We start from the raw sequence: 24300 nt of genomic DNA, 5'->3' as shown, positions 1-24300 counted from the left end.
CGTTTTATAGTGGATTAAATTTAAATCAGGACAAGGCGACGAAGCCGCAGACAGTACAGATAGTACGGAACCGATTCACTTGGTGCTTCAGCACCTTAGAGAATCGTTCTCTTTGAGCTAAGGCGAGGTAACACCGTACTGGTTTAAAGTTAATCCACTATACCCTCAACCCCACATCAAAATAACAAAGGTCAACATCATGTGCCAACTGCTCGGCATGAACTGTAACACCCCCACAGATATCGTCTTTTCCTTTGAAGGCTTCCGCCGCCGCGGCGGCATTACCGACCACCATGCAGACGGTTTCGGCATCGGCTTTTTCGAAGGCAAAGGCGTACGCCTGTTCCACGACGACAAACCCAGCGCCGCCTCGCCCGTCGCCGACCTCGTTCGCGCCTACCAAATCAAATCCGAAAACGTCATCGCCCACATCCGCAAAGCCTCGCAAGGACAAACCTCGCTGGCAAACACCCACCCCTTCATGCGCGAAATGTGGGGCGAATACTGGCTGTTTGCACACAACGGCCATTTAATCGATTTCTACCCCGAACAAGGCGAGTATTACCATGCCGTCGGCACCACCGACTCCGAACGCGCCTTCTGCTACATCCTCAACCGCCTGCGCAGCCGCTTCGCCACCAAGCCCGACCCGGACACCCTATTCGACGCCCTCGCCGCGCTGACCCACGAAATCCGCCGCTTCGGACTGTTCAACTTCGTTATGTCCAACGGCGACAACCTGTTTGCCCACGCCAGCACGCTTTTGCACTACATCGTACGCAAAGCCCCGTTCGGCAAAGCACGGCTTTTGGACGACGACGTCATGGTCGATTTTTCCGAAGTCACCACCCCCAACGACAAAGTCGCCGTCATCGCCACCTTACCGCTGACCCGCGACGAAACTTGGTCGCAACTGGCAGTGGACGAACTGGTCATGTTCCGACAAGGCGACATCGCCCGCAGCGACCGTCCTGAACAACCCGTCTACATGAGCGTAGAAGAAGGCTTGGCAATCGCCCGCGCCGTCGGCGTATCCGTTTAAAACAAAGAGGTCGTCTGAAAACCCAGATTCAAGGTTTTCAGACGACCTCTTCAACCCATAATAAACCCACCGACTATACGGGAATAGCTCAATCGGCTACAATTCCGTTTCACAAACAAATAAATTCAAAAGCTTATGAAATGTCCGTTTTGTCAGCATCCCAATACTCAAGTCACTGATTCGCGGCTCTTGGAAGAGACGAACAGCATCCGCCGCCGCCGCCGCTGTTTGGAGTGCGGGCAACGGTTCAGTACGTTTGAAACGGTCGAAATGCGGATGCCGCAGGTCATTAAATCCAACGGTACGCGCGTGGCGTTTAATCCGCACAAGCTGAGAACCAGTTTGGAACGGGCTTTGCACAAACGCCCGATCGCCCAGGAAAAAATCGATGAAACGGTCGCGCTGATTGAGCAGCGTCTGTATCAGTCGGGCAACAAGGAAGTGCCGTCGCGCATGGTGGGGGAAATGGCGATGGAGGAATTGGCAAAAATCGATCAGGTCGCTTATGTCCGTTTTGCTTCCGTGTATAAAAGTTTCAACGACGTGTCCGAGTTTACTCAGGCAATTGCCACGCTGGTGCAGACCGACGGGAAATAGGTCGTCTGAAAGCGGTGTGTTGATGATGAAGAGGATGTTTATGAAAAGAGTTTTATCCGTAGCCGCCGCACTATTCTGCCTTGCCGCCTGCAGCCCCGAACAGGGCGATGCGGCGTCGAAAGCCGCCTCCGATACGGTTCAAACGCTGACGAGCATGGACGGCAAAATTTCCATTTCAGTCCACAACAGCCACTTCTCCGACATCATCGCCGATTCCGCCCGCCACCCGAAAAACGTCCCCGCCTCCAATCTGATTCTGCTCCAATACGACCCTGAAGCGCGCATTACTATTTATGCGGCGAACAACGGCCCGGCGCAAACGGATGCCAAAACCTATTTCGCCGAACTCAAAACCGCCCTTCAATCGGACGAGACTCAAAATGTCCGCGTCGGCATCGCCACCGACAACCGCATGAATTACCAAACCGACCGCGAAGACCGGCAAGGTACGTTCAACCAATACTGCATCGCCATTCACGAAGCCAATATCTATACCGTTTGCGCGTATAGCCATCACGCAAGTCAGAAGGAATTGTCGGAAGTATTGAAAGAATTGAGCTTGTCGCGTTAATGCTTTGACGAACGGAATACGGCGAAAGAAAAGGTCGTCTGAAAACGGAAAACTTTAAGAAACCTAAGTTATGTTTGATTGTATTGATACCCAAATGATGCAAAACGCCCTTGCCCTTGCGCGGCTCGGGCGTTTTTCCACTTCCCCCAATCCCCGCGTCGGCTGCGTGATTGCACACGGCAGTCAAATCGTCGGGCAGGGGTTTCATGTCAAAGCGGGCGAACCGCATGCCGAAGTGCACGCGTTGCGGCAGGCAGGCGAAATGGCACGCGGGGCGACGGCTTATGTGACGCTCGAACCGTGCAGCCATTACGGCCGTACGCCGCCCTGCGCCGAAGCCCTAATCGGTTCGGGCGTGTCGCGTGTGGTCGCCGCCATGACCGATCCCAATCCTCTGGTGGCAGGCAAAGGTTTGGCAATGCTCGAAGTTGCAGGCATCCGCACCGAAAGCGGTTTGCTGGAAACCGAAGCGCGCGAACTCAACCGCGGCTTCCTTTCCCGTATCGAACGCGGCCGCCCGTTTGTCCGCGTCAAATGCGCCGCCAGCTTGGACGGCAAAACCGCGCTCGCCGACGGACGCAGCTACTGGATTACCGGCGAAGCCGCAAGGGCGGACGTACAAACCTTACGCGCGGAAAGCTGCGCCGTCTTAACCGGCATCGGCACGGTGCTTGTCGACAACCCGCGCCTCAACGTCCGCGCCTTCCCGACCCTGCGCCAACCTGCGCGCATCGTGTTGGACAGCAAACTGCAAACGCCGTTGAACAGCCACATGGTTTCAGACGACCTCAGCCCCACCATCATCGTAACCGCCGTTGATGATGAAGAATGCCTCAAACCATACCGCGCGTTCAATCATATCCGCATCTTGAGGTCGTCCGAAAACGCTGACGGACGTATAGACCTTGCCGCACTGCTGCCCCGGTTGGCAGAACTGGGCTACGGCGAAATTATGGTCGAAGCGGGTGCGACGCTGACCTCCGCCTTTATCGAAGCAGGCTTGGCAGACGAAATCGTGTTGTACCAAGCGCCGAAAATCTTAGGCGAAGGCAGAAGCCTGCTCACCCTCTCCGCCAACCCCGCCGTTTTGGCTTCGGAAGGCGAGTGGGAAAGCCGTTCGGTAGAGCTGATCGGGCAGGACGTAAAATGGGTTTTGCGTAGAAAATAGGCTGCCTCGTAAACCAGAAAGGTCGTCTGAAAACTGATTTGGGTTTTCAGACGACCTTTTTGTCAGAAGCAACGGTGTTTTATAGTGGATTAAAATAAAAATGAGACAAGGCGGCAACGCCCGCCGTGTACGGGTAGTACATAAGGGTGTTGCCAACGCCGTATCATTGCAATTTTAATCCACTATACTGCATCGCCTGATTTGCTTGACAGAGTTACAAATACCGCTTCAACATATACTGAAGTAATATTAATTTTAGGTTAAATTACGCAAATATATTAATACTAATTTTTATTAATTATTTGTATTTCCGATATTATATTTAGTCACCAACGGTATAGTAATCACTAAAAATAATACAATTCAAAATCTTACCGCCGAGCTTGATTATAATATTTGCATAAACATTTCCCAACACTCCATTATCGTCGGGCAATGCTGCATTTGCACATGCAAAACTTTTACGTCCAAAACCAATCTTAGGGAAAGATTTATTTTCGACACCGACAAAACGGATTCCGACCATGCTGTTTTTATGACTGCCGGCCGGGGTTCTGCTGCGGCATTTTGCACTGTGCGGCACGCCCTTTTCCATCACATGAGACCTATCATGAAAAATACCACCATTCAGAAATTTGCAGATAAAACCGCCAAAATCGGTATCGTCGGCCTGGGCTACGTCGGCCTGCCTCTGATGCTCCGCTATGTGGACATCGGTTATCAGGTTTTGGGCTTCGACATCGACAAAACCAAAGTCGACAAACTCAACAAAGGCGAAACCTACATCGAGCATATTCCTGCCGAGAAAATCGCCGCCGCTTCAAACAGCCTGTTTGAAGCCACCACCGACTTCTCCCGCATCGGCGAAGTGGAAGCCGTAATTTTGTGCGTACCGACTCCGTTGAACAAATACCGCGAGCCGGACATGAGCTTTGTTATCGACACTACCGACGCAGTGAAACCTTACCTGCGCGCCGGTCAAGTGTTGTCTTTGGAATCCACCACCTATCCCGGCACAACCGAAGAAGAATTGCTGCCGCGCGTTGAAGAAGGCGGCTTGAAAGTCGGTAAAGACGTGTTCTTGGTGTACTCTCCGGAACGCGAAGACCCGGGCAACCCGAATTTTGAAACCCGTACCATCCCGAAAGTCATCGGCGGTCATACCCCTGCTTGTTTGGAAGTCGGTATCGCGCTGTATCAGCCTGCCATCGACAAAGTCGTACCGGTAAGCTCCACCAAAGCCGCCGAGCTGACCAAGCTTCTGGAAAACATCCACCGCGCCGTGAACATCGGCTTGGTGAACGAGATGAAAATCGTCGCCGACAAAATGGATGTCGATATTCACGAAGTCATCGCCGCCGCGGCAACCAAACCGTTCGGCTTCGTTGCCTACTATCCCGGTCCGGGCTTGGGCGGTCACTGTATCCCCATCGACCCGTTCTACCTGACTTGGAAAGCGCGCGAATACGGCGTAAACACCCGCTTCATCGAGTTGGCAGGCGAAGTAAACTCCCATATGCCCGACTACGTCATCAGCAAAGTGGGCCTGGCTTTGAACGAACACAACCGTTCCATCAAAGACAGCAAAATCTTAGTTTTGGGTATCGCCTACAAGAAAAACGTGGACGACATGCGCGAAAGTCCGTCTGTGGAAGTGATGGACCGCCTGCACAAATTGGGTGCAAACATTTCCTACTCTGACCCGCACGTGCTTGAATTCCCGTACATCCCCGGCCACCACTACTTCGACCTGAAGAGCGAGCCACTGACGCCGGAAACCGTAGCGAAATACGACTGCGTAGTCCTGACCACCGACCACGATAAGTTTGACTACGACATGATTGCCGAACACGCCAAACTGATTGTCGATACGCGCGGCAAGTTCCCTGCGAAAAACCCGAAAGTCGTGAAAGCGTAATACCTTTGACGATTGAGGCAGACTGCCTGCCGACGGGTTTCGGCAGGCAGTCGGCTTTCTTAGACCGTTTGTTTTCAGACGACCTAAGAAAGCCCTTATTTATATGATGCTGCTGCGTTTTCAGGTCGTCTGAAAATCTTGGCGGCAACCAATCCCTCCTATTTATGAATATAAGAAAAATACTCGGCTATGCCTTGGGTCCGATAGGCAGTGCGGCTTTCGGCATCCTCTCGCTTCCGCTGATTTCATGGTACTACCCTGCGGAAGACATCGGCCGTATCGTCTTACTGCAAACCATATCCGCTCTGACCATCCTGATTTTGGGGCTGGGCTTGGATCAGGCGTATATCCGCGAATACTACGCCAGCGAAGACAAAGCCGCGCTGTTCAAATCCTTCAGCCTGTCCCCGTTTGTTTTGAGCATTGTCGGGGGATTGCTGATACTTTTGTGGAATCCCTCTTGGCCTTCCGAAATTATTTTTGATTTGAACAACACCAAGCTGGGTATTCTGTTTTTAGTTTTTTTACTGACCACCCTGTTTATCCGCTTTTTCTCGCTCATCCTACGGATGCAGGAAAAGGCAATTGCTTTCTCACTCAGCCAGCTGACACCGAAATTCCTGATTTTGGTTTTGGTTTTGCTCTTCATACTAATCGGCTTGCCAACCCATACCACCAGCCTGGTCTTTGCCTATACCTCCGCCCAAATACTGACCGTCGCTGTATTGATCTACCAAACCCGAACCGATTTGGCCGCCGCCATCCGTTCGCCTTGGTCGGCAAAGCTGCACAAAATAGGGTTGCAATACGGACTGCCTTTGGCATTCGGCAATCTCGCCTACTGGGGACTGACGTCTATCGACCGTTTTGTTTTGAAAGAAATGGCAAGTTTGGAGCAACTGGGGATTTACTCGATGGCGGTCAGCTTCGGCGCTGTCGCCCTGATTTTCCAAAGCGTATTCTCAACCATATGGGCGCCATTGGTGTTCAAATGGGTTGAAGACAACACCAATCTCGACAAAATCGGCGGCATTACCCTGTCGATGACTGCGCTCATCAGCGCGATGGTTTGCTTTATCGGTATTTTTTCGCCGGTGGTCACTTGGATTCTTCCCGGGAAATATGCATCGGTACAGTTTATTTTACTGTCGTGCATGATGTTTCCTTTGTTTTATACGCTGACGGAAGTGACCGGCATCGGTTTGAACGTCGTCAAAAAAACCTGGCTGATTACCGCAGTCAATATTGCGGCATTCCTGTTGAACTTCGGCCTGCTGTATTGGCTGGTTCCGCTCTTGGGCGCACGGGGCGCCGCAATGGCGAGCGCGACTTCTTTTTGGGTGTTTATGCTCATTAAGACCGAATTGTCTTCAAGGATGTGGCAGAAACTGCCCTGCCGAAAAATTTATACCCATACCGCACTCTGCCTGATTTTGTGCCTGGGCTACACCTACTTCGGCAACGCCGGCAACTACTACATTTTTGCTTTAATCTGGCTGGCAGGTTTGATTGCCCTGACTGTGAAATACAAAACACCACTTTCTTCAGCTTTATCAGTAGTGAAAGGTCGTCTGAATAAAAAACATTCAACACAATAACAACCATACTGCGCGCAGTTTTTGATTCTGCCGCCACAAAACGCTTACTCACCGAGAATCTTTGATTTTGTGCCCTGTCCGCAACCTATGCGGCTTGTACGCCGACACACTCGACACAGGTATTATCATGCATACATTAATCATTCCTTCTTGGTATCCATCCACTCCGGACGACGTCAACGGAATCTTCTTCCGCCTGCAAGCGCAAGCCTTGCAACGCTCCGGAGTCAAAGTAGGGGTCGTTGCACCGATATTCCGTTCGTTCAGAACTCAGGCAAAAACTGCGTTCAACCCGAAAAATTACGGAATAAGGACCTACATCGACAAAGACGTACCGACTTATGTGTACGACAGCATGTTTTTCTTCCCGCGCATCCCGCATATCGACCGCAAACGGGAAATCGCCGCCAGTATGAAACTGTTCCGCCGATACGTTGCAGACCACGGCATGCCCGACGTCCTGCACGCGCACTGCGTCAACAGCGGCGGCATCATTGCATACGAAATCCACAAAGCAACCGGCATTCCGTATGTCATCACCGAACACAGCACCACCTACGCCCGCAAACTTATCCGCAACTGGCAACGCCCGTTGATGTATGCCGCCGCCCAAAACGCCGCCTGCCGCCTGGCAGTCAGCCGCGACTTTGCCGAACTGCTGAAAGAAGAATACCGCGGATTGGAGTGGCAATATGTTCCCAATATCCTGTCCGCCAGCTTTGAAGCACCGATCGACCTTGCCGACAAACCCGCCAACGAAGACTTTACCTTCTGCTCGGTCGCGCACCTGCAACATAAAAAAGGCTACGACATCCTGCTACCCGCCTTTGCCGAAGCAGTCAAAGCCTATCCGAACCTGAAACTGAAAATCGGCGGCGGCGGCTACGAAGAATTCAAGCTGCACCGTTTGGCAAAAGATTTGGGGCTGGAAAACAACGTTATCTTTGAAGGTCGTCTGAAAAACGAAGAAGTCTTGGAATTGATGTATCAAAGCGATGCCTTCGTATTGGCCAGCCGCCACGAAACTTTCGGCGTCGTTTTCATCGAGGCTTTGGCTCAAGGGCTGCCCGTCATCGCGACGCGCTGTGGCGGTCCTGAGACTATCGTCAATCCATCCAACGGGCTTTTGGTCGATGTCGGAGACCAAAAATCGCTGACGGAAGCACTTATCTCCCTCTATCGGAACCGGAAAAAATATTTCCCGCGCCTGTTGCGCGAAAACTGCCTGAAAGAATTTGGAGAGCGTCCCGTTACCGAACAAATCATTTCTGCATATAATAAAGCTCTTGGAACGACCTAAATTTCAGGAAGCAACGTGAAAATTAAAAAACAAAATATATACATTACTATGCTTTATACGATGGTTACCGCCTACATGCTGGGGCCGATGCTGTCGTATAAGCTGGGAATTCCGCGTATCGACAATCCGCTGACCCTTTTGCTGGTGCCTGCCACACTGCTGATTTTTTTCATAGAAAACAAAACATTCAACAGCAAGGCAGGACTCATGCTGATGGCGGTCGGGCTGATGACCGGCTGGAGCGCGATCCATCTGTTCATTACGCCCTTGGATTCGGTCAGGGTCATGGATACCTTTTTCTTCCTGTCGGTCGCCGGTTTGTTTTACCTGCTGTATCTGATTTTGAGCCGACACGAAAACCCCTTGCGCTTCGTACGCAGGCTGTTGGTTTACTTTTGCGCCTTTATCATTATTCCGCCCGTTATCGAGGTGTTGACCGGCATCCAGTTTGTCAAATCAGACGAAATTTTGGCGATTGAGGCCGGCGTGATTAAAGGCTTTTTCTTCAACCCCAACAACTTGGGTACGACCGCCCTCTTCTTCGCCCCTGCCGTGTTGATATTTTTCAATATCGGCGTCAACAAGAGGGAATATTTTTTCGGCTGGATTTTATTTTTGAGTTTGGGCGCGATTGTTTTCGCCAGCGCATCGCGTACGGCGACGATGAGTTACATCATTTTGTTTATCCTGAACTTGATTTACCGTAACAACGGGCTGTTTACGCTGATGACCATAGGCGTTACAGGCGCAGGCTTGTCGATGATTCCGAAACAGTACATTGCCGATTTCCTGCTCTCGATGCACGGCAATGCCTTTTTGGAAAACATTTCTTCCCGCCTGTATTTGTTCCTGTTCAATTTGGAGAGTGACAACTCGGTCGGCTACCGCCAAGAAATTTACAACTACTTCTGGAGCAATCCGCCACTTTTGCTTTACGGTTACGGCCCTAAAAACTTTCAGGAATACTTCGGCGGGCATTTGAGCGACAGCCTCGGTTTTGAAAATCCGCACAGTTTCATCATCGAACTGTATTTGGGCTTCGGCATGATTTCCTTAATCGGCTTCGTCTGTTACATCATTTGGTATGCAGTGAACGTCTTTTTAAGCCAAAACCTGCGGAACAAACAAAAAGCCATCGGCTTGGCGGCAATCGGCCTGTTTATTTTAGGCGGCTTCATCCCGTCCACCATTTTGCGTATGCCCTTCCTCTGGCTGCCCTGCTTTTTGATTTTCTTGTACAGCGTCCTGCCGCAGCGCGATACGGCGTATAACGCGTACCGATACACCCCTTGATAGAAAACACGATATGAAAAAAATTGTTTTGACTACTTCCATGTCCGGCCTCGGCGGTACTGAAAATGCGACCTTCCGCTTGGGACGGTTGCTCAGGCAGCGCGGCCACGAGGTCGTCCTTGCCTCTTCCGATGGCCCGCTCATCAAAGAAGCCCAAGCCTTGGGCATCCAATGGCGTCCGATTGATTTTTATCAGGGCGGCATCTTGGGCTACATCAAAGGCATGTTCGCCTACATGAAGATGTTGAAACAAGAAAAACCCGACATCATCCACTGCCAAATGGCGCGTATCGTTCCCGCCTGTGCCATCGCGGCGAAAATCTCTTCGCCGAAAACCAAAGTGTTCTACCACGCGCGCGGTTTGGATGCTGAAACCTATCCCAAAATCGCCAAACTTTTCGACAAACTGGGTGTATACATCATCGGCAACTGCAAGCACGAGCAGGAAAAACTCATCCGCCACGGCTTCCCTGCCAACCGCATCACCTACACCTACAACGCCCTGCACAAAGCCGATTACGTTCCTGAAAAAACCGCCAAAGACTACGTCATGCTCGGCACGCTGTCGCGCTTGGATACCGTCCGCGCCGTGCATGTGATGCTGGACATCTTTAAGAAAATGGTTGACCGCAATATGCCCGTACGCCTGAACGTAGCGGGCATAGGCGAAGAGATGGACAATCTGAAAGCGCAAGCAAAACGCCTGGGCATAGACGACAAAGTCACCTTCCTCGGCGGCGTGCGCGATTTGACCGGCTATTTCAAAGACGTGGATATTTTGGTGAACACGCCGCACTGCATCGGTGACCACGGCGCAGGCGTCGGCAACAACATCCTTGAAGCCGGCCTCTACGACACGCCCGTCGTGACCTACAACATGGGCGGCATTTCCGAAATGGTCATTACCGGGGAAACCGGATACTGTTTCCCCTTCGGCGAAGACGAAGCCTTTATCGAAGCCGTCGATCAACTCATCAAGCAGCCCGAGCTGCGCGAAAAGATGGGCAAAGCCCTGCATAAACACGTTGAGACCTTGTGTTCCGATGATGAAATCTATCGCACCACAATGGCCGCTTACGATATGTGAGGTCGTCTGAAAATATGAACATCACCATCGTCGCCCCCTACTGTTCGCTGCCGTCCGAGCCGCATTTCAACCGCTTCTGGTATCTTGCCGAGCTGTTGTCGCAGTCTCATGATGTATTGCTGATTACCAGCAATTTCAAACACTATGACAAATCTTTCAGACGACCTGAAGATGCCGAATCTGCTTCGCAAGGTCGTCTGAAAGTCATGCTGCTGGAAGAAAGCGGCTACGGTAAAAACGTCTCGCTGGACCGCGTCAAAAGCCATCATGTGTTCGTCAAACATTTTGAGCAATGGTTGAACAACTGCCGCCCGGGCGAACAAGACGTCGTCTTTTCCGCCTATCCGCTGATCGCCACCAACCTGCTTTTGGGCGAACACAAAGCGCGTTTGAGCTACAAGCTGATTATCGACGTGCAGGACGTATGGCCGGAATCCTTCTCCTCGGTCGTGCCGTTTTTGAAAAAAATCCCGCACAACCTGCTCCCCTTCTCCTCCCGCGCCAACCGTGCCTACCGTTACGCCGACGCGCTGGTCGCCGTATCGCAGACCTACCTCGACCGCGCCAAAGAAGCGAATCCGAATGTCCCCGGCGAAGTCGTCTATATCGGCGCGGATTTTCCGAAACTCGATGCCGCGCCGGCAAAAGACTTCGGCGACAGCAAAACCCGCTTCTTCTACTTGGGTACGCTCAGTTACAGCTATGACGTGGAAACCGTGTGCAAAGGCGTTCGGAAACTGTTGGACGGCGGCGAAAATGTAGAGCTGCACATCATGGGCGGCGGCCCCGATTTGGACAGACTCAAACAATACGCCTGCGAGGGCATCAAGTTTTACGGCTACATCCCCTACGCCGAAATGATGTCGGTTGCCAAAGGCTGCGACATCTCCGTCAACGCCATCCATTCCTACGCCATGCAGTCGATTACCAACAAACTGTCCGACTATATGGCATTGCAAAAACCGATTTTAAACAGCCAGGTCAATGACGAAGTTGCCGAAGTCCTCACCCTGCTGCCGCATGCGGACTACCGTTCCGGCGATGTGGACAGCTTCGTCCAAGCCGCAAAAGACATTCTGGCGCGCAAAAACGACCCCGTTCAATCCAACGAAATCGTCCGCCGCTTCAAGCGCGACGTGGCGTACCAAAAAATCGTCAACCTGATTGAAAGATTAGCCCATGAGTAAATTCTTCAAACGCCTGTTTGACATCATCGCCTCCGCCTCAGGACTGATTTTCCTCTCGCCCGTATTTTTGATTTTGATATACCTTATCCGCAAAAACTTGGGCGAACCGGTATTCTTCACCCAAGAGCGGCCGGGCAAAGACGGCAAACCGTTTAAAATGATTAAATTCCGCTCCATGCGCGATGCGGTCGATAAAGACGGCAACCCGCTGCCCGACAGCGAGCGGCTGACCCCTTTCGGCAAGAAACTGCGTGCGACGAGCCTGGACGAACTTCCTGAGCTTTGGAACGTTCTAAAAGGAGAGATGAGCCTGGTCGGCCCAAGACCGCTGTTGATGAGCTACCTGCCGCTTTACAACGAATTTCAAAACCGCCGCCACGAAATGAGGCCCGGCGTAACCGGTTGGGCGCAGGTCAACGGGCGCAACGCGCTTTCGTGGGACGAAAAGTTCGCACACGATATTTGGTATATCGACCATTACAGTTTTTGGCTGGATATGAAAATCCTGTTTCTGACAGTCAAAAAAGTCTTTATCAAAGAAGGTATTTCGGCTGAGGGAGAAGCCACCATGCCCTATTTCACAGGAAATGACACTGATGCGAAAAAATAACGTACTTATCCTTTCCGCGGGAAGGCGCGTTGAATTGGTACAGGATTTTCAAACCGAAGCGGCCAAGTTTTCAGACGACGTCAAGATTTTGACGACGGATTTGGTGCCGCGTATGTCCTCCGCCTGCCACGTTTCGGACGGTTCGTTTGAAGTGCCGCTGATTAGCGCCGATTCATATATCGACAGCATTTTCGATCTGGCGGTACGCGGAAACATCGGTTTAATCATCCCGACCATAGACACCGAACTGCAAAAGCTGGCAGACGAACGCGAACGCTTCGAAGCGGCAGGCATCCACATCGTCGTTTCCGACTCGGACTTCATCGCGCAATGCCGCGACAAACGGAAAACCGCCAGCTTGTTTGCCCGCTACGGCATACGCTCGCCCGAAATTTACGACCGCGAGAAGCTGGTTTTCCCTTGCTTCGCCAAACCCTACGACGGCAGCCGCGCCATCGGTGCCAAACGGATCGACACGCCTGCCTGCCTGACGCCTGAAATCGTGGACGACCCCAAGCTGATGTTCTGCGAGCTTATCGACATCGAAAACGAATTTTCCGAATTTACCGTCGATATGTATTACGACCATGAAGGTCGTCTGAAATGCGCCATCCCGCGAAAACGCTTGGAAGTGCGTTCCGGCGAAGTCAGCAAAGGCGTTACCCGCAAAAACAGCCTCTACCAAACGCTGCTGGAAAAAATGGCGGTATTGGAAGGCGCGCGCGGCTGCATCACGGCGCAATTCTTCTGCAACGAAGAAACCGGCGAATTCTACGGCGTGGAAATCAACCCCCGCTTCGGCGGCGGCTTCCCGCTGACGTATGCCGCGGGCGGCAATTACCCGGGCTGGCTGATGCACGAATACTTCCGCAACGAAGAAATCCCGTTTTCAGACGACTGGGAAAACAACCTCATCATGCTGCGCTACGATGCCAAGGTCTTGGTTCATGAAAACGATTAATCCTGAAACCGCCGTCATTGTCTTCGACTTGGACGATACGCTGTACTCGGAATACGAATACAAACTCTCCGGCATCCGTGCAATCGTCGATACCGTTGCCACCCTGTATCCCGATTGGGATTCAGACGACCTATGGCGCAGTATCGACCCCGACGGTAAAGACTGGCTGGACAAGTTGTGCCGCCACTGCGGTTTCAACGAATCGGAAAAACAGGTTCTTCTGTGGCAATACCGGCTGCACCGCCCGACGCTGACGCCGTATGCCCCGCATGATTTCCTGTCCGAGCTGACCGCGCCCTTCGCCGCACGCGCGCTGATTACCGACGGCAGAAGCCTGACCCAACGCTTGAAGCTGGAAGCCTTGGGGCTGTATTCCCTGTTTGACGACATCCTCGTCTCCGAAGCCTGCGCTTCGGAAAAGCCCGACGGCAAACGCTTCCGCTATTTACAAGACAAATATGCCGAAAAAGCAGACTGTTTCATCTACATCGGCGACAACCTTTCCAAAGACTTCATCGCGCCGAACGCTTTGGGCTGGATCACCATAGGACTGCATCCGTCCGAGCACAATATTCACCACCACTTACCCGAAAACTTTAACAAAGAACACCATCCCGATGCGTGGATCAGCTCCCTGCAAGATTTAGCGCAGCTGATTGCCCCTTCGGACTGTTCAACAAAATCACACATTAGCTGATAAAACAAAAAGGACTCTTACATGACAAAAATATTATTCATGGGACGTAAACGGCTTTCCGCCAACCTGCTCCGGCTCTTATCCTCACAAAACGGCATCGAAATCGTCGGCGTACTGACCGACAGCCACCTGCAAGGCTCACCGACGGCTGCCGCCGCCAAAGAATTGGGCTTGCCGCTCTACACTTTCGACACCGCCTTGGAAGCAATGAAAGAAGGTCGTCTGAAATACGACTTGGGCCTGTCCGTACTCTACTGGCGCAAACTGCGCGACGAATTCCTGACCGTCCCGCGCTTGGGTACGATCAACTTCCACCCTGCCCTGTTGCCCGAATACAAAGGCACGGGCGGCTACAACCTCGCCATCATGGACGAATTGTCCGAATGGGGCAGCACCGCCCACTACGTCGATGCCTCCATCGACACCGGCGAAATCATCGAAGTGGACCGCTTCCCCATTGATTCTTCTGTAGAAACCGCCCAATCGCTCGAACGCAAGACCATGCAGGCATTGGAGCCGTTCGCACAACGCATTATCGCCCGCGCCGTCGAAGCGCAAGCCAAATTGCCGACCACGCCCAACATCGGCGGCCGCTACGTCAGCCGCGACGAAATGGAAGCCATGAAGCAAATCCGCGACGGCGACGACGTCGAGAAAAAAATCCGCGCGTTCTGGTTCCCGCCTTACGACGGTGCATACGTCGAAATCAACGGTCAAAAATACACCTTAATCAACCGCCAACTGCTGGAAGAAGTCGCCCCCAAAGACTCCACCAGCCTTTTCGCAGGAAAAGCCAATGCTTAACACATCCCTCTCCCCGTGGCCGAGCTTCACTCAAGAAGAAGCCGATGCCGTTTCCAAAGTCCTGCTGTCCAACAAAGTCAACTATTGGACGGGTACCGAATGCCGTGAATTTGAAAAAGAATTCGCCGCCTTCGCCGGCACGCAATACGCCGTCGCCCTTTCCAACGGCACGCTGGCACTCGATGTCGCGCTTAAAGCAATGGGCATCGGCGCAGGCGACGACGTCATCGTTACCTCGCGCACCTTCCTCGCCTCCGCTTCCTGCATCGTTACCGCAGGTGCAAACCCCGTGTTTGCCGATGTGGATTTGAACAGCCAAAACATCAGCGCGGAAACCATCAAAGCCGCGCTGACGCCGAATACCAAAGCCATCATCGTCGTCCACCTCGCCGGTATGCCCGCCGAAATGGACGGCATCATGGACTTGGCAAAAGAACATGATTTGTGGGTTATCGAAGACTGCGCCCAAGCACACGGCGCGAAATACAAAGGCAAATCCGTCGGCTCCATCGGACACGTCGGCGCATGGTCGTTCTGCCAAGACAAAATCATGACCACCGGCGGCGAAGGCGGCATGGTCACCACCAACGACAAAGAGCTGTGGAGCAAAATGTGGTCGTACAAAGACCACGGCAAAAGCTATGACGCCGTTTACCACCGCGAACACGCCCCCGGCTTCCGCTGGCTGCACGAAAGTTTCGGCACCAACTGGCGCATGATGGAAATGCAGGCGGTCATCGGTCGCATCCAGCTCAAACGTATGCCCGAATGGACGGCACGCCGCCAAGCACACGCCGCCAAGCTGGCGGAAAGTTTGGGCAAGTTCGCCAGCATCCGCCTGATTGAAGTCGCCGACTACATCGAACACGCGCAATACAAGTTCTACGCCTTCGTCAAACCCGAACACCTCAAAGAAGGCTGGACGCGCGACCTCATCGTCAGCGAACTGAACGCGCGCAAAGTCCCCTGCTACCAAGGAAGCTGCTCCGAAGTCTATTTGGAAAAAGCCTTCGACAACACGCCATGGCGTCCGAAAGAGCGGCTGAAAAACGCCGTCCAACTGGGCGACACCAGCCTGATGTTCTTGGTACACCCGACGCTGACTGACGACGAAATCGCGTTCTGCAAAGAACACATCGAAGCTGTGTTGGCAGAAGCCACAGCATAAAGTACAAACCGCCGCGCCCGTCTCATCGGGACGGCGGCGGTTTACCGCTTCAGCCGAATATAGTGGATTAAATTTAAATCAGGACAAGGCGACGAAGCCGCAGACAGTACGGATAGTACGGCAAGGCGAGGCAACGCCGTACTGGTTTAAAGTTAATCCACTATAAAAAAGGGAACCGGCAAGCAGCCGACACACATACGGAAAACCAATGCTCCGTAGCAACAAACGTCTTTTCAGACGACCTTTGCATGACCGGGGTCGTCTGAAACCCACCCACAACATTATTCAGAACATACCAAAATGAATTTGGAAACCCTGTTATCCCTGCCCCGCAACGTCAAGAAAACCTTCTTCGTCATCCACGACGTTTTGATGATTTTTATCGCCTTTTGGTTTGCGCAAAGCCTCCGAGTCCAATACTCCGACGAATGGGCAAGCATGGCGAACTGGCTTGCCTTCGGCTCGACCGCCTTTTTGACCATCGCCCTGTTTGTCAGACTGGGGCTGTACCGCGCCGTTACCCGCTTCGTCCGCACCCGCGTCCTGACCGCCGCCGCATTCGGCAGCCTGATTTCGGCAGTCTTGTTCTGCCTGACCACCTTGGTTTTCGAACGCAAACTGCACCTTGCCCTGCCCGTCGTTTATTTCTTGCTGCTGGTCGTCTGCATCACCAGTTCGCGCATGATTCTGCGCGCCATCCTGACCGACCGCCACAAAAAACAAATGGCGCCCGTCATCATTTACGGCGCAGGACAATCCGGCCGCCAACTGCTGGAAGCCATCAAACAGGTCAACGAATATTCCGCCGTCGCCTTTGTGGACGACAACCCCAAAATCCGCCGCACCGTCATCTACGACCTGACCGTCTATGGTCCTGAAGACATCCAATCGCTCATCGACCGCTACGGTGTGGAAAAAATCCTGCTCGCCATCCCCAGCTCCACTCAGGAAGAACGCCGCCGCATCATCCAAAGCCTCGAAAAATACAAATGCGAAGTGCTGACCATCCCCGGCATGAAAGACTTGGTTGACGGTAAAATCAAAGTCAGCGCGCTGAAAAAAATCTCTGTCGTCGATTTGCTCGGCCGCGACCCCGTCGCCCCGCGCCCCGAACTCATGGGTGCGGACATTACCGGCAAAACCGTGATGGTGACAGGAGCGGGCGGGTCCATCGGCTCCGAACTCTGCCGCCAAATCCTGAAATGCCGCCCGTCTAAATTGCTGCTGTTCGAACTGTCCGAGTTCTCCCTGTACAGCATAGACAAAGAATTGCGCGAAACTCAGGCAGCCGCCGGCAGTCAAATCGAAGTCGTCCCCCTGCTCGGCTCCGTGCAAAACAAAGAACGCCTGATCAGCGTCATGACTGCATACGGCGTTGAAACCGTCTATCACGCCGCCGCCTACAAACACGTCCCCATGGTCGAGTTCAACACCGTCGAAGGCATCCGCAACAACGTCTTCGGCACGCTCTTGTGCGCCCAAGCCGCCGTCGAATCCGGCGTCAGTACCTTCGTGCTCATCTCCACTGACAAAGCCGTGCGCCCGACCAACACCATGGGCGCCAGCAAACGCATAGCGGAACTGTGCCTGCAAGCCCTTGCCGCCGAACCCGGCCAACAGACCCGCTTCTGCATGGTGCGTTTTGGCAATGTTTTAGGCTCCTCCGGCTCCGTCGTCCCCGTGTTTGAAAAACAAATCGCCGAAGGCGGCCCCATCACCCTGACCCATCAAGACATCACCCGCTACTTCATGACCATCCCCGAAGCCGCCCAACTCGTCATTCAAGCGGGCGCGATGGGCAAAGGCGGCAACGTATTCGTGTTGGATATGGGCGAATCTGTTAAAATCATTGACTTAGCCAAACAAATGATTACGCTTAGCGGCCTGAAATTGAAAGATGCCCAACATCCCGACGGCGATATCGAAATTAAAATTACAGGACTGCGTCCAGGCGAAAAACTTTACGAAGAGTTGCTCATCGGAGACGAAGTGCAAAAAACCACTCATCCCCGAATTATGACCGCCAGCGAAGTAATGCTGCCATGGGATAAATTAAATGACATAATTATGCGTATGGACTTAGCGTGCTCAAATTCAGACCAACAAACCCTGCGCGCCCTGCTGCTCGAAGCCCCCGCCGGCTTTAATCCCAAAGACGATATTTGCGATTTGGTTTGGCAGCAGACACATTAAATACCCGACCGATAAAGCAAAACATTCCACAAAAAGGTCGTCTGAAAATTTTCAGACGACCCCGATAAGACTGACAAGGATACCGACATGAAAAAACAGCTTGCCCTCATCAGCCTGTCCCTGATGGCACTGACCGCCTGCAACAGCAGCACCGTCATTCCCGGCTCCACCATCAACACACGCAACAAAACCATCGTTTACGAAAACGGCGAAACCGTAGCAGACACCAAATTCGACAAGCGCGTCGCCATCTATCCGATCACCTTCGGCCTCGTTGAAAAAATGCGCAAACCGCCAGTGTTGTCACAAAACAACGGTGTGCTTGAGCGCAGCAAAGCCGCCTACCGCTACCACATCGGCAAAGGCGACGTATTGAACATCATGGTCTGGGCGCACACCGACCTCAATTCGCCCGTACAACAAAGCAACCCGCAAACTAACCAAGTCAGCCGCGGCGCATGGGTGGACGAAGGTGGCTACATCACCTATCCGCTGGTCGGCAAAATCCAAGCGCAAGGCAAAACCATAGACGAGCTGCAAAACATCCTGACAGGTCGTCTGAAACGCTATCTTAAAAATCCCCAAGTCGCCATCAACGTAACCGAATTCCGCTCGCAACGCGTATCCGTTTCCGGCGCCGTCGGACAAGCAGGACAACTGCCGATTACCAACGTCCCCATGACCATCCTCGATGCCGTCAACCAAGCGGGTGGCGTGGCGCAAAATGCCGACACCCACAACATCAAATGGACGCACAACGGCGTTGACCGCACCATCTCCCTGCAAAACATCATGCAGTACGGCGATATGTCGCAAAACCACCTCTTAAGCAACGGCGACATCGTTTACGTTCCGAACAACAGCAACAGCAAAGTGTACGTTATGGGCGAAGTCGGCCGCCAAGCCACCCTGCCTATCGGCAACCACGGCCTGAACCTCACTCAAGCCTTGGGTGAAACCGGCGGCATGAACCAAGCCTTGGCAGACGCAACCGGCGTATTCGTTATCCGCCGTGCGCCCGAAGATGCGGCCAAACCTATCCACATTTACCAACTTAACCTGAAAGACGCGACCGCTTACGCCTTGGGCAGCGACTTCGACCTGCGTCCGAACGACGTTGTTTATGTGACTGCCGCCCCGGTTACCCGTTGGAACCGCGTAGTGTCGCAATTGACCAGCTTCTTCAGCAACGTCAACGCTATCGACAACACGTTCAAATAACCTGACGGCGCCTGACAGCACCTGCTGTCAGGCAAAACGGCGGGTTGGTTATTTATCGTCTGACGACATATAAACAAAACCTTTTCAGACCGACCAAATATCCGACCGCAAACCGTTTTATCATGATTTGACCCTATACAAGAAAAAATACCGCTTCTCTTATGTTTCAAAATATTTTAGTAGTATGCATGGGAAATATCTGCCGCTCCCCGATAGCGGAGCGCATCTTGCAGAAAAAGCTGCCCGGACACCGTGTCAGTTCGGCCGGCATCAACGCATTGGCGGGAAAAGATGCCGACTTCCAAGCCATTAAAACCGCCCTTAAACACGGCGTAGTCGTTGCCGGACACACCGCCCGCCAACTGACCCCTGAAATGTGCAACGCAGCAGACCTGATTTTGGTGATGGAGCCGGCCCATATCGATATGGTTGCCGACATCCTGCCTTCCGCGCGCGGGAAAACCATCCTGCTCGCCCAATGGCTGCCCAAGAAAAACATACCCGACCCGTTCAAACAAAGCAGCGAAATGTTTGAAGCCGTATTCCAACAAATACAAAGCGCAGCCGAGATTTGGGCTGAAAAATTGAACGGACCAACCCCGGCATAACACTCACTTACGCCGGATTCAATCAATTAAATCCAAACAGAAAGCCTACTGATGTATAAACAATATCCGTCATCAGCATCCTCCAACAACGACGAAATCGATTTCGGCCAACAACTGCACAATCTGTGGCTGCACAAATCCAAAATCGCCACCGCATTGATTGCGGGCGGCTTGCTCGGTGCTGTTTTCAGCTTTGCGTCCACGCCTGTCTACCGCGCCGACGCCATGTTAGAAATCGAAACCAAACAAAACCAGATTCTGACCGAAATCAACAACATGCTTTCCAACGAGCCGGCACCTTCCGAAGCCGAAATCGAATTGGTCCAATCACGCATGGTTATAGGCAAAACCGTTGACGAGCTTCAGCTTGACCAAGAAGTCAAAGCCACCTATTTCCCGGTTTTCGGCAACATGATTCACAACCTCAGCGGCAACGACGATCCGATTTTGAAAATCGGTACATTTACCGTTTCCGAAGAATGGATCAACAAACCCTTCAAACTGACCGTCAAAGACAGCAAAAACTATATTCTGACGCTCCCGAACGGTACAGCCAAAGAAGGCCGCGTCGGCACTCCGCTGAAAATCAATAACGAAACCGTTCTGAAAGTCGACCAAATCCTTGCCGAAACAGAGCAGGATTTCGAGTTGACCAAGTTTTCCAAGCTCAGCGCCATCGAAAACATCAAAAACCAACTCTCAGTCATCAGCAAAGGCAAAACCAGCCCCATCATCAACCTTGCCTACACCGATGTTGATCCGAAAAAAACCAGCGCCGTCCTCAACAGCATCGCCGACAACTACGTCGCGCAAAACCGCGAACGCGACATTCAAGTCGCCTCCAGCGGCTTGGCGTTCATCAGCGAAGAATTGCCTCGTCTGAAAGAAACCCTGCAAGAAGCAGAAAACAAACTCAATGCTTACCGCGAACGCGCAGGTTCGCTCGACATTCCGCTTGAGTCCAAAGGCGCGCTTGAAAGCCTGACCAGCATCGAAACCCAAATCACCCTGCTCAAAACCGAAGAAGCAGGCTTAGCGGAACTGTATACTCCGGAACACCCTTCCTATAAAGCCGTTTTGGACAAACTGGCGGTACTCGAACGCGCCAAGAGCAAAATCAACCAGCAAATCGCCGGCCTGCCCAACACCCAACAGGAAGTCATCCGCCTGACCCGCGACGTAGAAACCAACCAAGCGACCTACGTCCAACTCTTGGCGAAACAACAAGAACTCAACATCATGAAAGCCAGCGCGCAAGGCAATGTCCGCGTCGTTGACCATGCCTACACGCCGGAACAACCGATCGCTCCGCGCAAAGCCGTCATTACCGCATTAAGCGCACTTGCCGCAGGCGCACTCGCCTCCATGTGGGTCATGCTGCAAGGCCGTATGCGCCGAGGCATCACGTCGTCTGAAGAGATTGAAAACCTCAATCTCGAAGTTGCCGCCCTCGTACCCTACTCCAAAACCCAGCAAAAACGCGACCTGTTGAAACGCAAATTCAAATCCCTAACCGGCCGCTCCAATTATCTGCTGGCAAACGAGGACGCCTCCGATGTCGCCGTCGAAGCCATCCGCGCCCTGCGTACCAACATCTACTTCTCCATGCTGGATGCGCGCAACAATGTCCTCATGATTACCGGTGCGGCTCCGGAAGCGGGCAAATCCTTTATTTCAGCCAACCTCGCTACCGTAATGGCACAATCAGGCAAACGCGTATTGCTGATCGATACCGATATGCGTAAAGGCTATTTGGACCAACTGTTCAAACTGACGCCCGAATACGGCTTGGCAGACATCCTTTCCGGCCATGTCTCCCCTGCTAAAGCCGTCTGTGAAACGCAGATTGAAAACCTGCACCTCATCAGCAACGGCGGTTATCCTAAAAATCCGTCCGAGCTGCTGATGGACAGCCGCTTCACAGAATTGCTGGCAAACGCCCAAAAACGTTACGACTACGTGATTATCGACACCCCGCCTGTCCTCGCAGTGACCGACGCAACCATCGTCGGACAACTGGCAGGTACGGTTCTGCTGGTCAGCCGCTACGGCAACACCACCACCAGAGAGCTTGAAATCAGTGCCGACCGTCTGCGTCAGAACAAGATCAATATCAAAGGCGTCATCCTGAACGGCATGAAGCGCGAAGCCAACAGTATGTATGACTACTACGCCTACCATTCTCCTCAGGATGGCAAGAAACCGGTTAAAAAAGAAGCGCCGGAAAACAAAGCTTAAAGCTGAAAACCAGCTATTTTCTACCCCCAAAGGTCGTCTGAAACGGAAAAATCAAGTTTCAGACGACCTTTTATCATGCCTTTCAACAGATGCGATAAAAATCATCTTATTTGAGTTTAAGCAAGATAACGGCGTACCGATTTAAAGTTCGCCACCCTCACTGTACAATACCCCATCCCTTCAATCTTCAGATTGTTGTAAACAAAAGACAGCCTCCTGTTTCCTTTACAATCCATTGAAACTGACACAACCTACCAATCCACGCCAAACCGACCGCACCCTCTGCCCATCGCCGCCTGCACCCGGTTGCCGCCCGAACCGATAAGAATTTATCTTATTGTTTATATTTAAAATTTTCAACACATCCAAACCACCATGCCTTTATTGGGCTTCCATACCGCACAATATTAAGAGAAAATATAACTAACTGTATTTATTCCATTTACCGCCATTGCAAATAACTACCGATATTCTCGTCATATCATTAACAATAAATTACAGAAAACAGTATAATAACCAACCTAGTCCCTTTTCCCATTTCATCTTATGACTGCAGTACCCGACTCTTCCCGTACGCTCTCTGTCAAGCCGGCAAACAGAATGACCGCCGACACAGTCAGCCCTGCACTGCTGCCCCAACAAGCAGCAGGCAATCGGTACGCCGGTACTGCCTATCAAGTCAACAAAATCACCTACGCCTCCGGTCTGACACGCCTGGCAACAGCGCCTAAGCCGCAACCCAAACCTGTCGAGCTGACGCCGGAAGAAGAATTCTCGCTATTGCAAAACAGCGAGCAGCAAGGCATCCCGACCGAACACCACTTATCTGCCTATACCCGCCTGGCCGAAGCAGGAATGCCGGAAGCGCAGCACGTCCTGATGCGCTTTTACCAAGAGCGCAACGAATCCCAAATGTACCACTGGGCGCAGCTTGCCTCAGCGCAAAACTCCGCCGAAGCCCAATACTGCCTTGCCTACCGCCACAGCCTGAAGCCTGATTTTGAAAGCGCAATCAAGTTGTACCGACAAGCGGCGGAACAAGGATTTGCCCCTGCACATTGGCAACTGGGAAAAATGTACTACCGCGGTATCGGCATGAAAGCCGACCCAGTCCAAGCCGAAATCCATTTACGGCAGGCAGCGGAAGCTGGGTTTATCGCTGCACAAGTTATGTTGGGCGACTTGCTTGCCGCGCAAAATCAGGCGGAATCCATGACCTGGTATCGGAAAGCCGCCGCAAAAGGCAGCGGGGACGCCGCCGCCGCTTTGGCGCAACACAGCCTGACAGGCAAACTGACCGGACGCGATCCGCTCCAAGCCATGCGCCACACCCGTTTCGCCGCAGACCGACGCCATCCGGAGGCCTTGCGCATTATGGGCGACCTCTACCGCTACGGACTCGGCGTCAAAGCCGACCCGCACGCAGCGCACGACTATTACCACCGTGCTGCAACACTCGGCTGCGCCACCGCCATCCAAAAGCTGCTCAGTGATGCCGCGCTGCACAATCCCCAACAGTACGAACAAATCCGGGAAGCCGCCCTGTTTTTCCAAAAAACGGAACAAACCTTCCGCAATGCCGAAGCATGCCATTACGGCATAGGGACGGCGGTGGATTACGACCGCGCCAGAAAACTTTATCTGGAAGCCGCCGAATTCCATCACAAAAATGCCGCCGCCGCATTGGGCAAATTGTATTATTACGGACAAGGCGTCGAAGCCGATTTCCAATCTGCCGCCCACTGGTTTGAAATCGCGGCGGAACAAGGCCACACCGAAGCGCAATACTATCTGGCACGACTTTATTACCACGGGCAAGGCGTCTCCAGCCATATTCCCACTGCCTGCCGCTGGTTGCAGGCAGCCATCAGCGGCTGTTATGAAAATCCCGATGCCTTGCGCCCCTTGTTGGCAAAATGGCAAAAAGAAGCAAGCCGTTAAACCTGACAGCATCCCGCTATAAAATCCAAACTTATATAGTGAATTAAATTTAAATCAGGACAAGGCGAGGCAACGCCGTACTGGTTTAAAGTTAATAC

21 protein-coding genes are annotated in these 24300 nt (G+C 52.6%); 20 read left to right on the top strand and 1 reads right to left on the bottom strand.

All coding sequences use genetic code 11. The annotated features are described in order from the left end of the window. Nucleotides 1–199 precede the first annotated feature (199 nt). The 4 genes from HMPREF1051_RS12155 (at nt 200) to ribD (ending at nt 3378) form a co-directional block, all read left to right on the top strand. Nucleotides 200–1042 carry a class II glutamine amidotransferase gene (locus HMPREF1051_RS12155; protein WP_003769129.1) on the top strand — a complete coding sequence of 281 codons (843 nt, stop codon included), beginning with the start codon at nt 200–202 and terminating at the stop codon, nt 1040–1042. A gap of 135 nt (nt 1043–1177) precedes the next feature. Continuing rightward, nucleotides 1178–1639, top strand: a complete 462-nt coding sequence (gene nrdR / locus HMPREF1051_RS12150; protein WP_003769116.1) for a transcriptional regulator NrdR — start codon at nt 1178–1180, stop codon at nt 1637–1639. Nucleotides 1640–1679: 40 nt separating this feature from the next. After that, nucleotides 1680–2210, top strand: a complete 531-nt coding sequence (locus tag HMPREF1051_RS12145) for a hypothetical protein (RefSeq protein WP_231286323.1) — start codon at nt 1680–1682, stop codon at nt 2208–2210. 70 nt (nt 2211–2280) lie between these two features. Next, nucleotides 2281–3378 carry a bifunctional diaminohydroxyphosphoribosylaminopyrimidine deaminase/5-amino-6-(5-phosphoribosylamino)uracil reductase RibD gene (gene ribD, locus HMPREF1051_RS12140; RefSeq protein ID WP_003769160.1) on the top strand — a complete coding sequence of 366 codons (1098 nt, stop codon included), beginning with the start codon at nt 2281–2283 and terminating at the stop codon, nt 3376–3378. A gap of 322 nt (nt 3379–3700) precedes the next feature. Here ribD and HMPREF1051_RS12135 read toward each other — a convergent pair whose 3' ends face one another. Next, on the bottom strand, nt 3701–3973 hold the full coding sequence (locus tag HMPREF1051_RS12135; RefSeq protein WP_036493259.1) for a hypothetical protein: 273 nt from the start codon (nt 3971–3973) through the stop codon (nt 3701–3703). A 15-nt stretch (nt 3974–3988) separates the two neighbouring features. On the opposite strand from HMPREF1051_RS12135, the gene HMPREF1051_RS12130 reads away from it, so the two are divergent. From HMPREF1051_RS12130 to HMPREF1051_RS12055, 16 genes are all read left to right on the top strand, one after another. Next, on the top strand, nt 3989–5296 hold the full coding sequence (locus HMPREF1051_RS12130) for a nucleotide sugar dehydrogenase (RefSeq protein ID WP_003769118.1): 1308 nt from the start codon (nt 3989–3991) through the stop codon (nt 5294–5296). 164 nt (nt 5297–5460) lie between these two features. Beyond that, entirely contained in the window at nt 5461–6894 is a 1434-nt protein-coding gene (locus HMPREF1051_RS12125) for a lipopolysaccharide biosynthesis protein (protein ID WP_003769124.1), read from the top strand. A gap of 127 nt (nt 6895–7021) precedes the next feature. Continuing rightward, complete coding sequence (locus HMPREF1051_RS12120) at nt 7022–8194, top strand: glycosyltransferase (RefSeq protein WP_003769122.1); 1173 nt, start codon at nt 7022–7024, stop codon at nt 8192–8194. A 15-nt stretch (nt 8195–8209) separates the two neighbouring features. Then, entirely contained in the window at nt 8210–9487 is a 1278-nt protein-coding gene (locus HMPREF1051_RS12115) for an O-antigen ligase family protein (RefSeq protein WP_003769135.1), read from the top strand. Between the two features lie 13 nt (nt 9488–9500). Next, nucleotides 9501–10574, top strand: coding sequence for a glycosyltransferase family 4 protein (locus tag HMPREF1051_RS12110; protein ID WP_003769157.1), 1074 nt, complete (start codon nt 9501–9503; stop codon nt 10572–10574). Between the two features lie 14 nt (nt 10575–10588). Further along, nucleotides 10589–11761, top strand: coding sequence for a glycosyltransferase (locus HMPREF1051_RS12105; RefSeq protein ID WP_036493256.1), 1173 nt, complete (start codon nt 10589–10591; stop codon nt 11759–11761). Then, entirely contained in the window at nt 11754–12371 is a 618-nt protein-coding gene (locus HMPREF1051_RS12100; RefSeq protein WP_003769146.1) for a sugar transferase, read from the top strand. Before HMPREF1051_RS12105 ends, HMPREF1051_RS12100 begins: the two co-directional genes overlap by 8 nt. Beyond that, nucleotides 12358–13332 (top strand): ATP-grasp domain-containing protein, encoded by a 975-nt coding sequence (locus HMPREF1051_RS12095; RefSeq protein ID WP_036493254.1) that lies wholly within the window; start codon nt 12358–12360, stop codon nt 13330–13332. The genes HMPREF1051_RS12100 and HMPREF1051_RS12095 overlap by 14 nt, the downstream gene beginning before the upstream one ends. Next, nucleotides 13319–14029 carry an HAD family hydrolase gene (locus tag HMPREF1051_RS12090; protein WP_003769131.1) on the top strand — a complete coding sequence of 237 codons (711 nt, stop codon included), beginning with the start codon at nt 13319–13321 and terminating at the stop codon, nt 14027–14029. The genes HMPREF1051_RS12095 and HMPREF1051_RS12090 overlap by 14 nt, the downstream gene beginning before the upstream one ends. Nucleotides 14030–14050: 21 nt before the next feature. Beyond that, a complete protein-coding gene (locus tag HMPREF1051_RS12085) occupies nt 14051–14833 on the top strand; it encodes a formyltransferase family protein (protein WP_036493250.1) in 783 nt (260 codons plus the stop codon). Next, nucleotides 14826–16001, top strand: a complete 1176-nt coding sequence (locus HMPREF1051_RS12080; protein ID WP_003769149.1) for a DegT/DnrJ/EryC1/StrS family aminotransferase — start codon at nt 14826–14828, stop codon at nt 15999–16001. The genes HMPREF1051_RS12085 and HMPREF1051_RS12080 overlap by 8 nt, the downstream gene beginning before the upstream one ends. A gap of 300 nt (nt 16002–16301) precedes the next feature. Next, complete coding sequence (locus HMPREF1051_RS12075; RefSeq protein ID WP_003769114.1) at nt 16302–18194, top strand: polysaccharide biosynthesis protein; 1893 nt, start codon at nt 16302–16304, stop codon at nt 18192–18194. Nucleotides 18195–18281: 87 nt separating this feature from the next. Further along, complete coding sequence (locus tag HMPREF1051_RS12070; protein ID WP_003769120.1) at nt 18282–19415, top strand: polysaccharide export protein; 1134 nt, start codon at nt 18282–18284, stop codon at nt 19413–19415. A gap of 161 nt (nt 19416–19576) precedes the next feature. Continuing rightward, nucleotides 19577–20023, top strand: coding sequence for a protein-tyrosine-phosphatase (locus HMPREF1051_RS12065; RefSeq protein WP_036493248.1), 447 nt, complete (start codon nt 19577–19579; stop codon nt 20021–20023). Nucleotides 20024–20074: 51 nt separating this feature from the next. Next, nucleotides 20075–22261, top strand: a complete 2187-nt coding sequence (locus HMPREF1051_RS12060) for a polysaccharide biosynthesis tyrosine autokinase (RefSeq protein WP_003769133.1) — start codon at nt 20075–20077, stop codon at nt 22259–22261. Nucleotides 22262–22807: 546 nt separating this feature from the next. Then, nucleotides 22808–24202, top strand: coding sequence for an SEL1-like repeat protein (locus tag HMPREF1051_RS12055; RefSeq protein WP_050901451.1), 1395 nt, complete (start codon nt 22808–22810; stop codon nt 24200–24202). The last annotated feature ends 98 nt before the right edge of the window (nt 24203–24300 follow it).

The organism is Neisseria sicca VK64, from assembly GCF_000260655.1.
GTDB classification, from domain to species: domain Bacteria; phylum Pseudomonadota; class Gammaproteobacteria; order Burkholderiales; family Neisseriaceae; genus Neisseria; species Neisseria sicca_B.
Note: the sequence above shows the minus strand (reverse complement) of the source record. Positions and strands in the feature narration are given on the sequence as shown.

Excerpts from the sequence above, each read along its gene's own strand:
- HMPREF1051_RS12155 (WP_003769129.1), top strand. The coding sequence starts at position 200 with ATGTGCCAACTGCTCGGCATGAACTGTAACACCCCCACAGATATCGTC.
- nrdR (WP_003769116.1), top strand. The coding sequence starts at position 1,178 with ATGAAATGTCCGTTTTGTCAGCATCCCAATACTCAAGTCACTGATTCG.
- HMPREF1051_RS12145 (WP_231286323.1), top strand. The coding sequence starts at position 1,680 with ATGAAAAGAGTTTTATCCGTAGCCGCCGCACTATTCTGCCTTGCCGCC.
- ribD (WP_003769160.1), top strand. The coding sequence starts at position 2,281 with ATGTTTGATTGTATTGATACCCAAATGATGCAAAACGCCCTTGCCCTT.
- HMPREF1051_RS12135 (WP_036493259.1), bottom strand. The coding sequence starts at position 3,973 with ATGGAAAAGGGCGTGCCGCACAGTGCAAAATGCCGCAGCAGAACCCCG.
- HMPREF1051_RS12130 (WP_003769118.1), top strand. The coding sequence starts at position 3,989 with ATGAAAAATACCACCATTCAGAAATTTGCAGATAAAACCGCCAAAATC.
- HMPREF1051_RS12125 (WP_003769124.1), top strand. The coding sequence starts at position 5,461 with ATGAATATAAGAAAAATACTCGGCTATGCCTTGGGTCCGATAGGCAGT.
- HMPREF1051_RS12120 (WP_003769122.1), top strand. The coding sequence starts at position 7,022 with ATGCATACATTAATCATTCCTTCTTGGTATCCATCCACTCCGGACGAC.
- HMPREF1051_RS12110 (WP_003769157.1), top strand. The coding sequence starts at position 9,501 with ATGAAAAAAATTGTTTTGACTACTTCCATGTCCGGCCTCGGCGGTACT.
- HMPREF1051_RS12105 (WP_036493256.1), top strand. The coding sequence starts at position 10,589 with ATGAACATCACCATCGTCGCCCCCTACTGTTCGCTGCCGTCCGAGCCG.
- HMPREF1051_RS12100 (WP_003769146.1), top strand. The coding sequence starts at position 11,754 with ATGAGTAAATTCTTCAAACGCCTGTTTGACATCATCGCCTCCGCCTCA.
- HMPREF1051_RS12095 (WP_036493254.1), top strand. The coding sequence starts at position 12,358 with ATGCGAAAAAATAACGTACTTATCCTTTCCGCGGGAAGGCGCGTTGAA.
- HMPREF1051_RS12090 (WP_003769131.1), top strand. The coding sequence starts at position 13,319 with ATGAAAACGATTAATCCTGAAACCGCCGTCATTGTCTTCGACTTGGAC.
- HMPREF1051_RS12085 (WP_036493250.1), top strand. The coding sequence starts at position 14,051 with ATGACAAAAATATTATTCATGGGACGTAAACGGCTTTCCGCCAACCTG.
- HMPREF1051_RS12080 (WP_003769149.1), top strand. The coding sequence starts at position 14,826 with ATGCTTAACACATCCCTCTCCCCGTGGCCGAGCTTCACTCAAGAAGAA.
- HMPREF1051_RS12075 (WP_003769114.1), top strand. The coding sequence starts at position 16,302 with ATGAATTTGGAAACCCTGTTATCCCTGCCCCGCAACGTCAAGAAAACC.
- HMPREF1051_RS12070 (WP_003769120.1), top strand. The coding sequence starts at position 18,282 with ATGAAAAAACAGCTTGCCCTCATCAGCCTGTCCCTGATGGCACTGACC.
- HMPREF1051_RS12065 (WP_036493248.1), top strand. The coding sequence starts at position 19,577 with ATGTTTCAAAATATTTTAGTAGTATGCATGGGAAATATCTGCCGCTCC.
- HMPREF1051_RS12060 (WP_003769133.1), top strand. The coding sequence starts at position 20,075 with ATGTATAAACAATATCCGTCATCAGCATCCTCCAACAACGACGAAATC.
- HMPREF1051_RS12055 (WP_050901451.1), top strand. The coding sequence starts at position 22,808 with ATGACTGCAGTACCCGACTCTTCCCGTACGCTCTCTGTCAAGCCGGCA.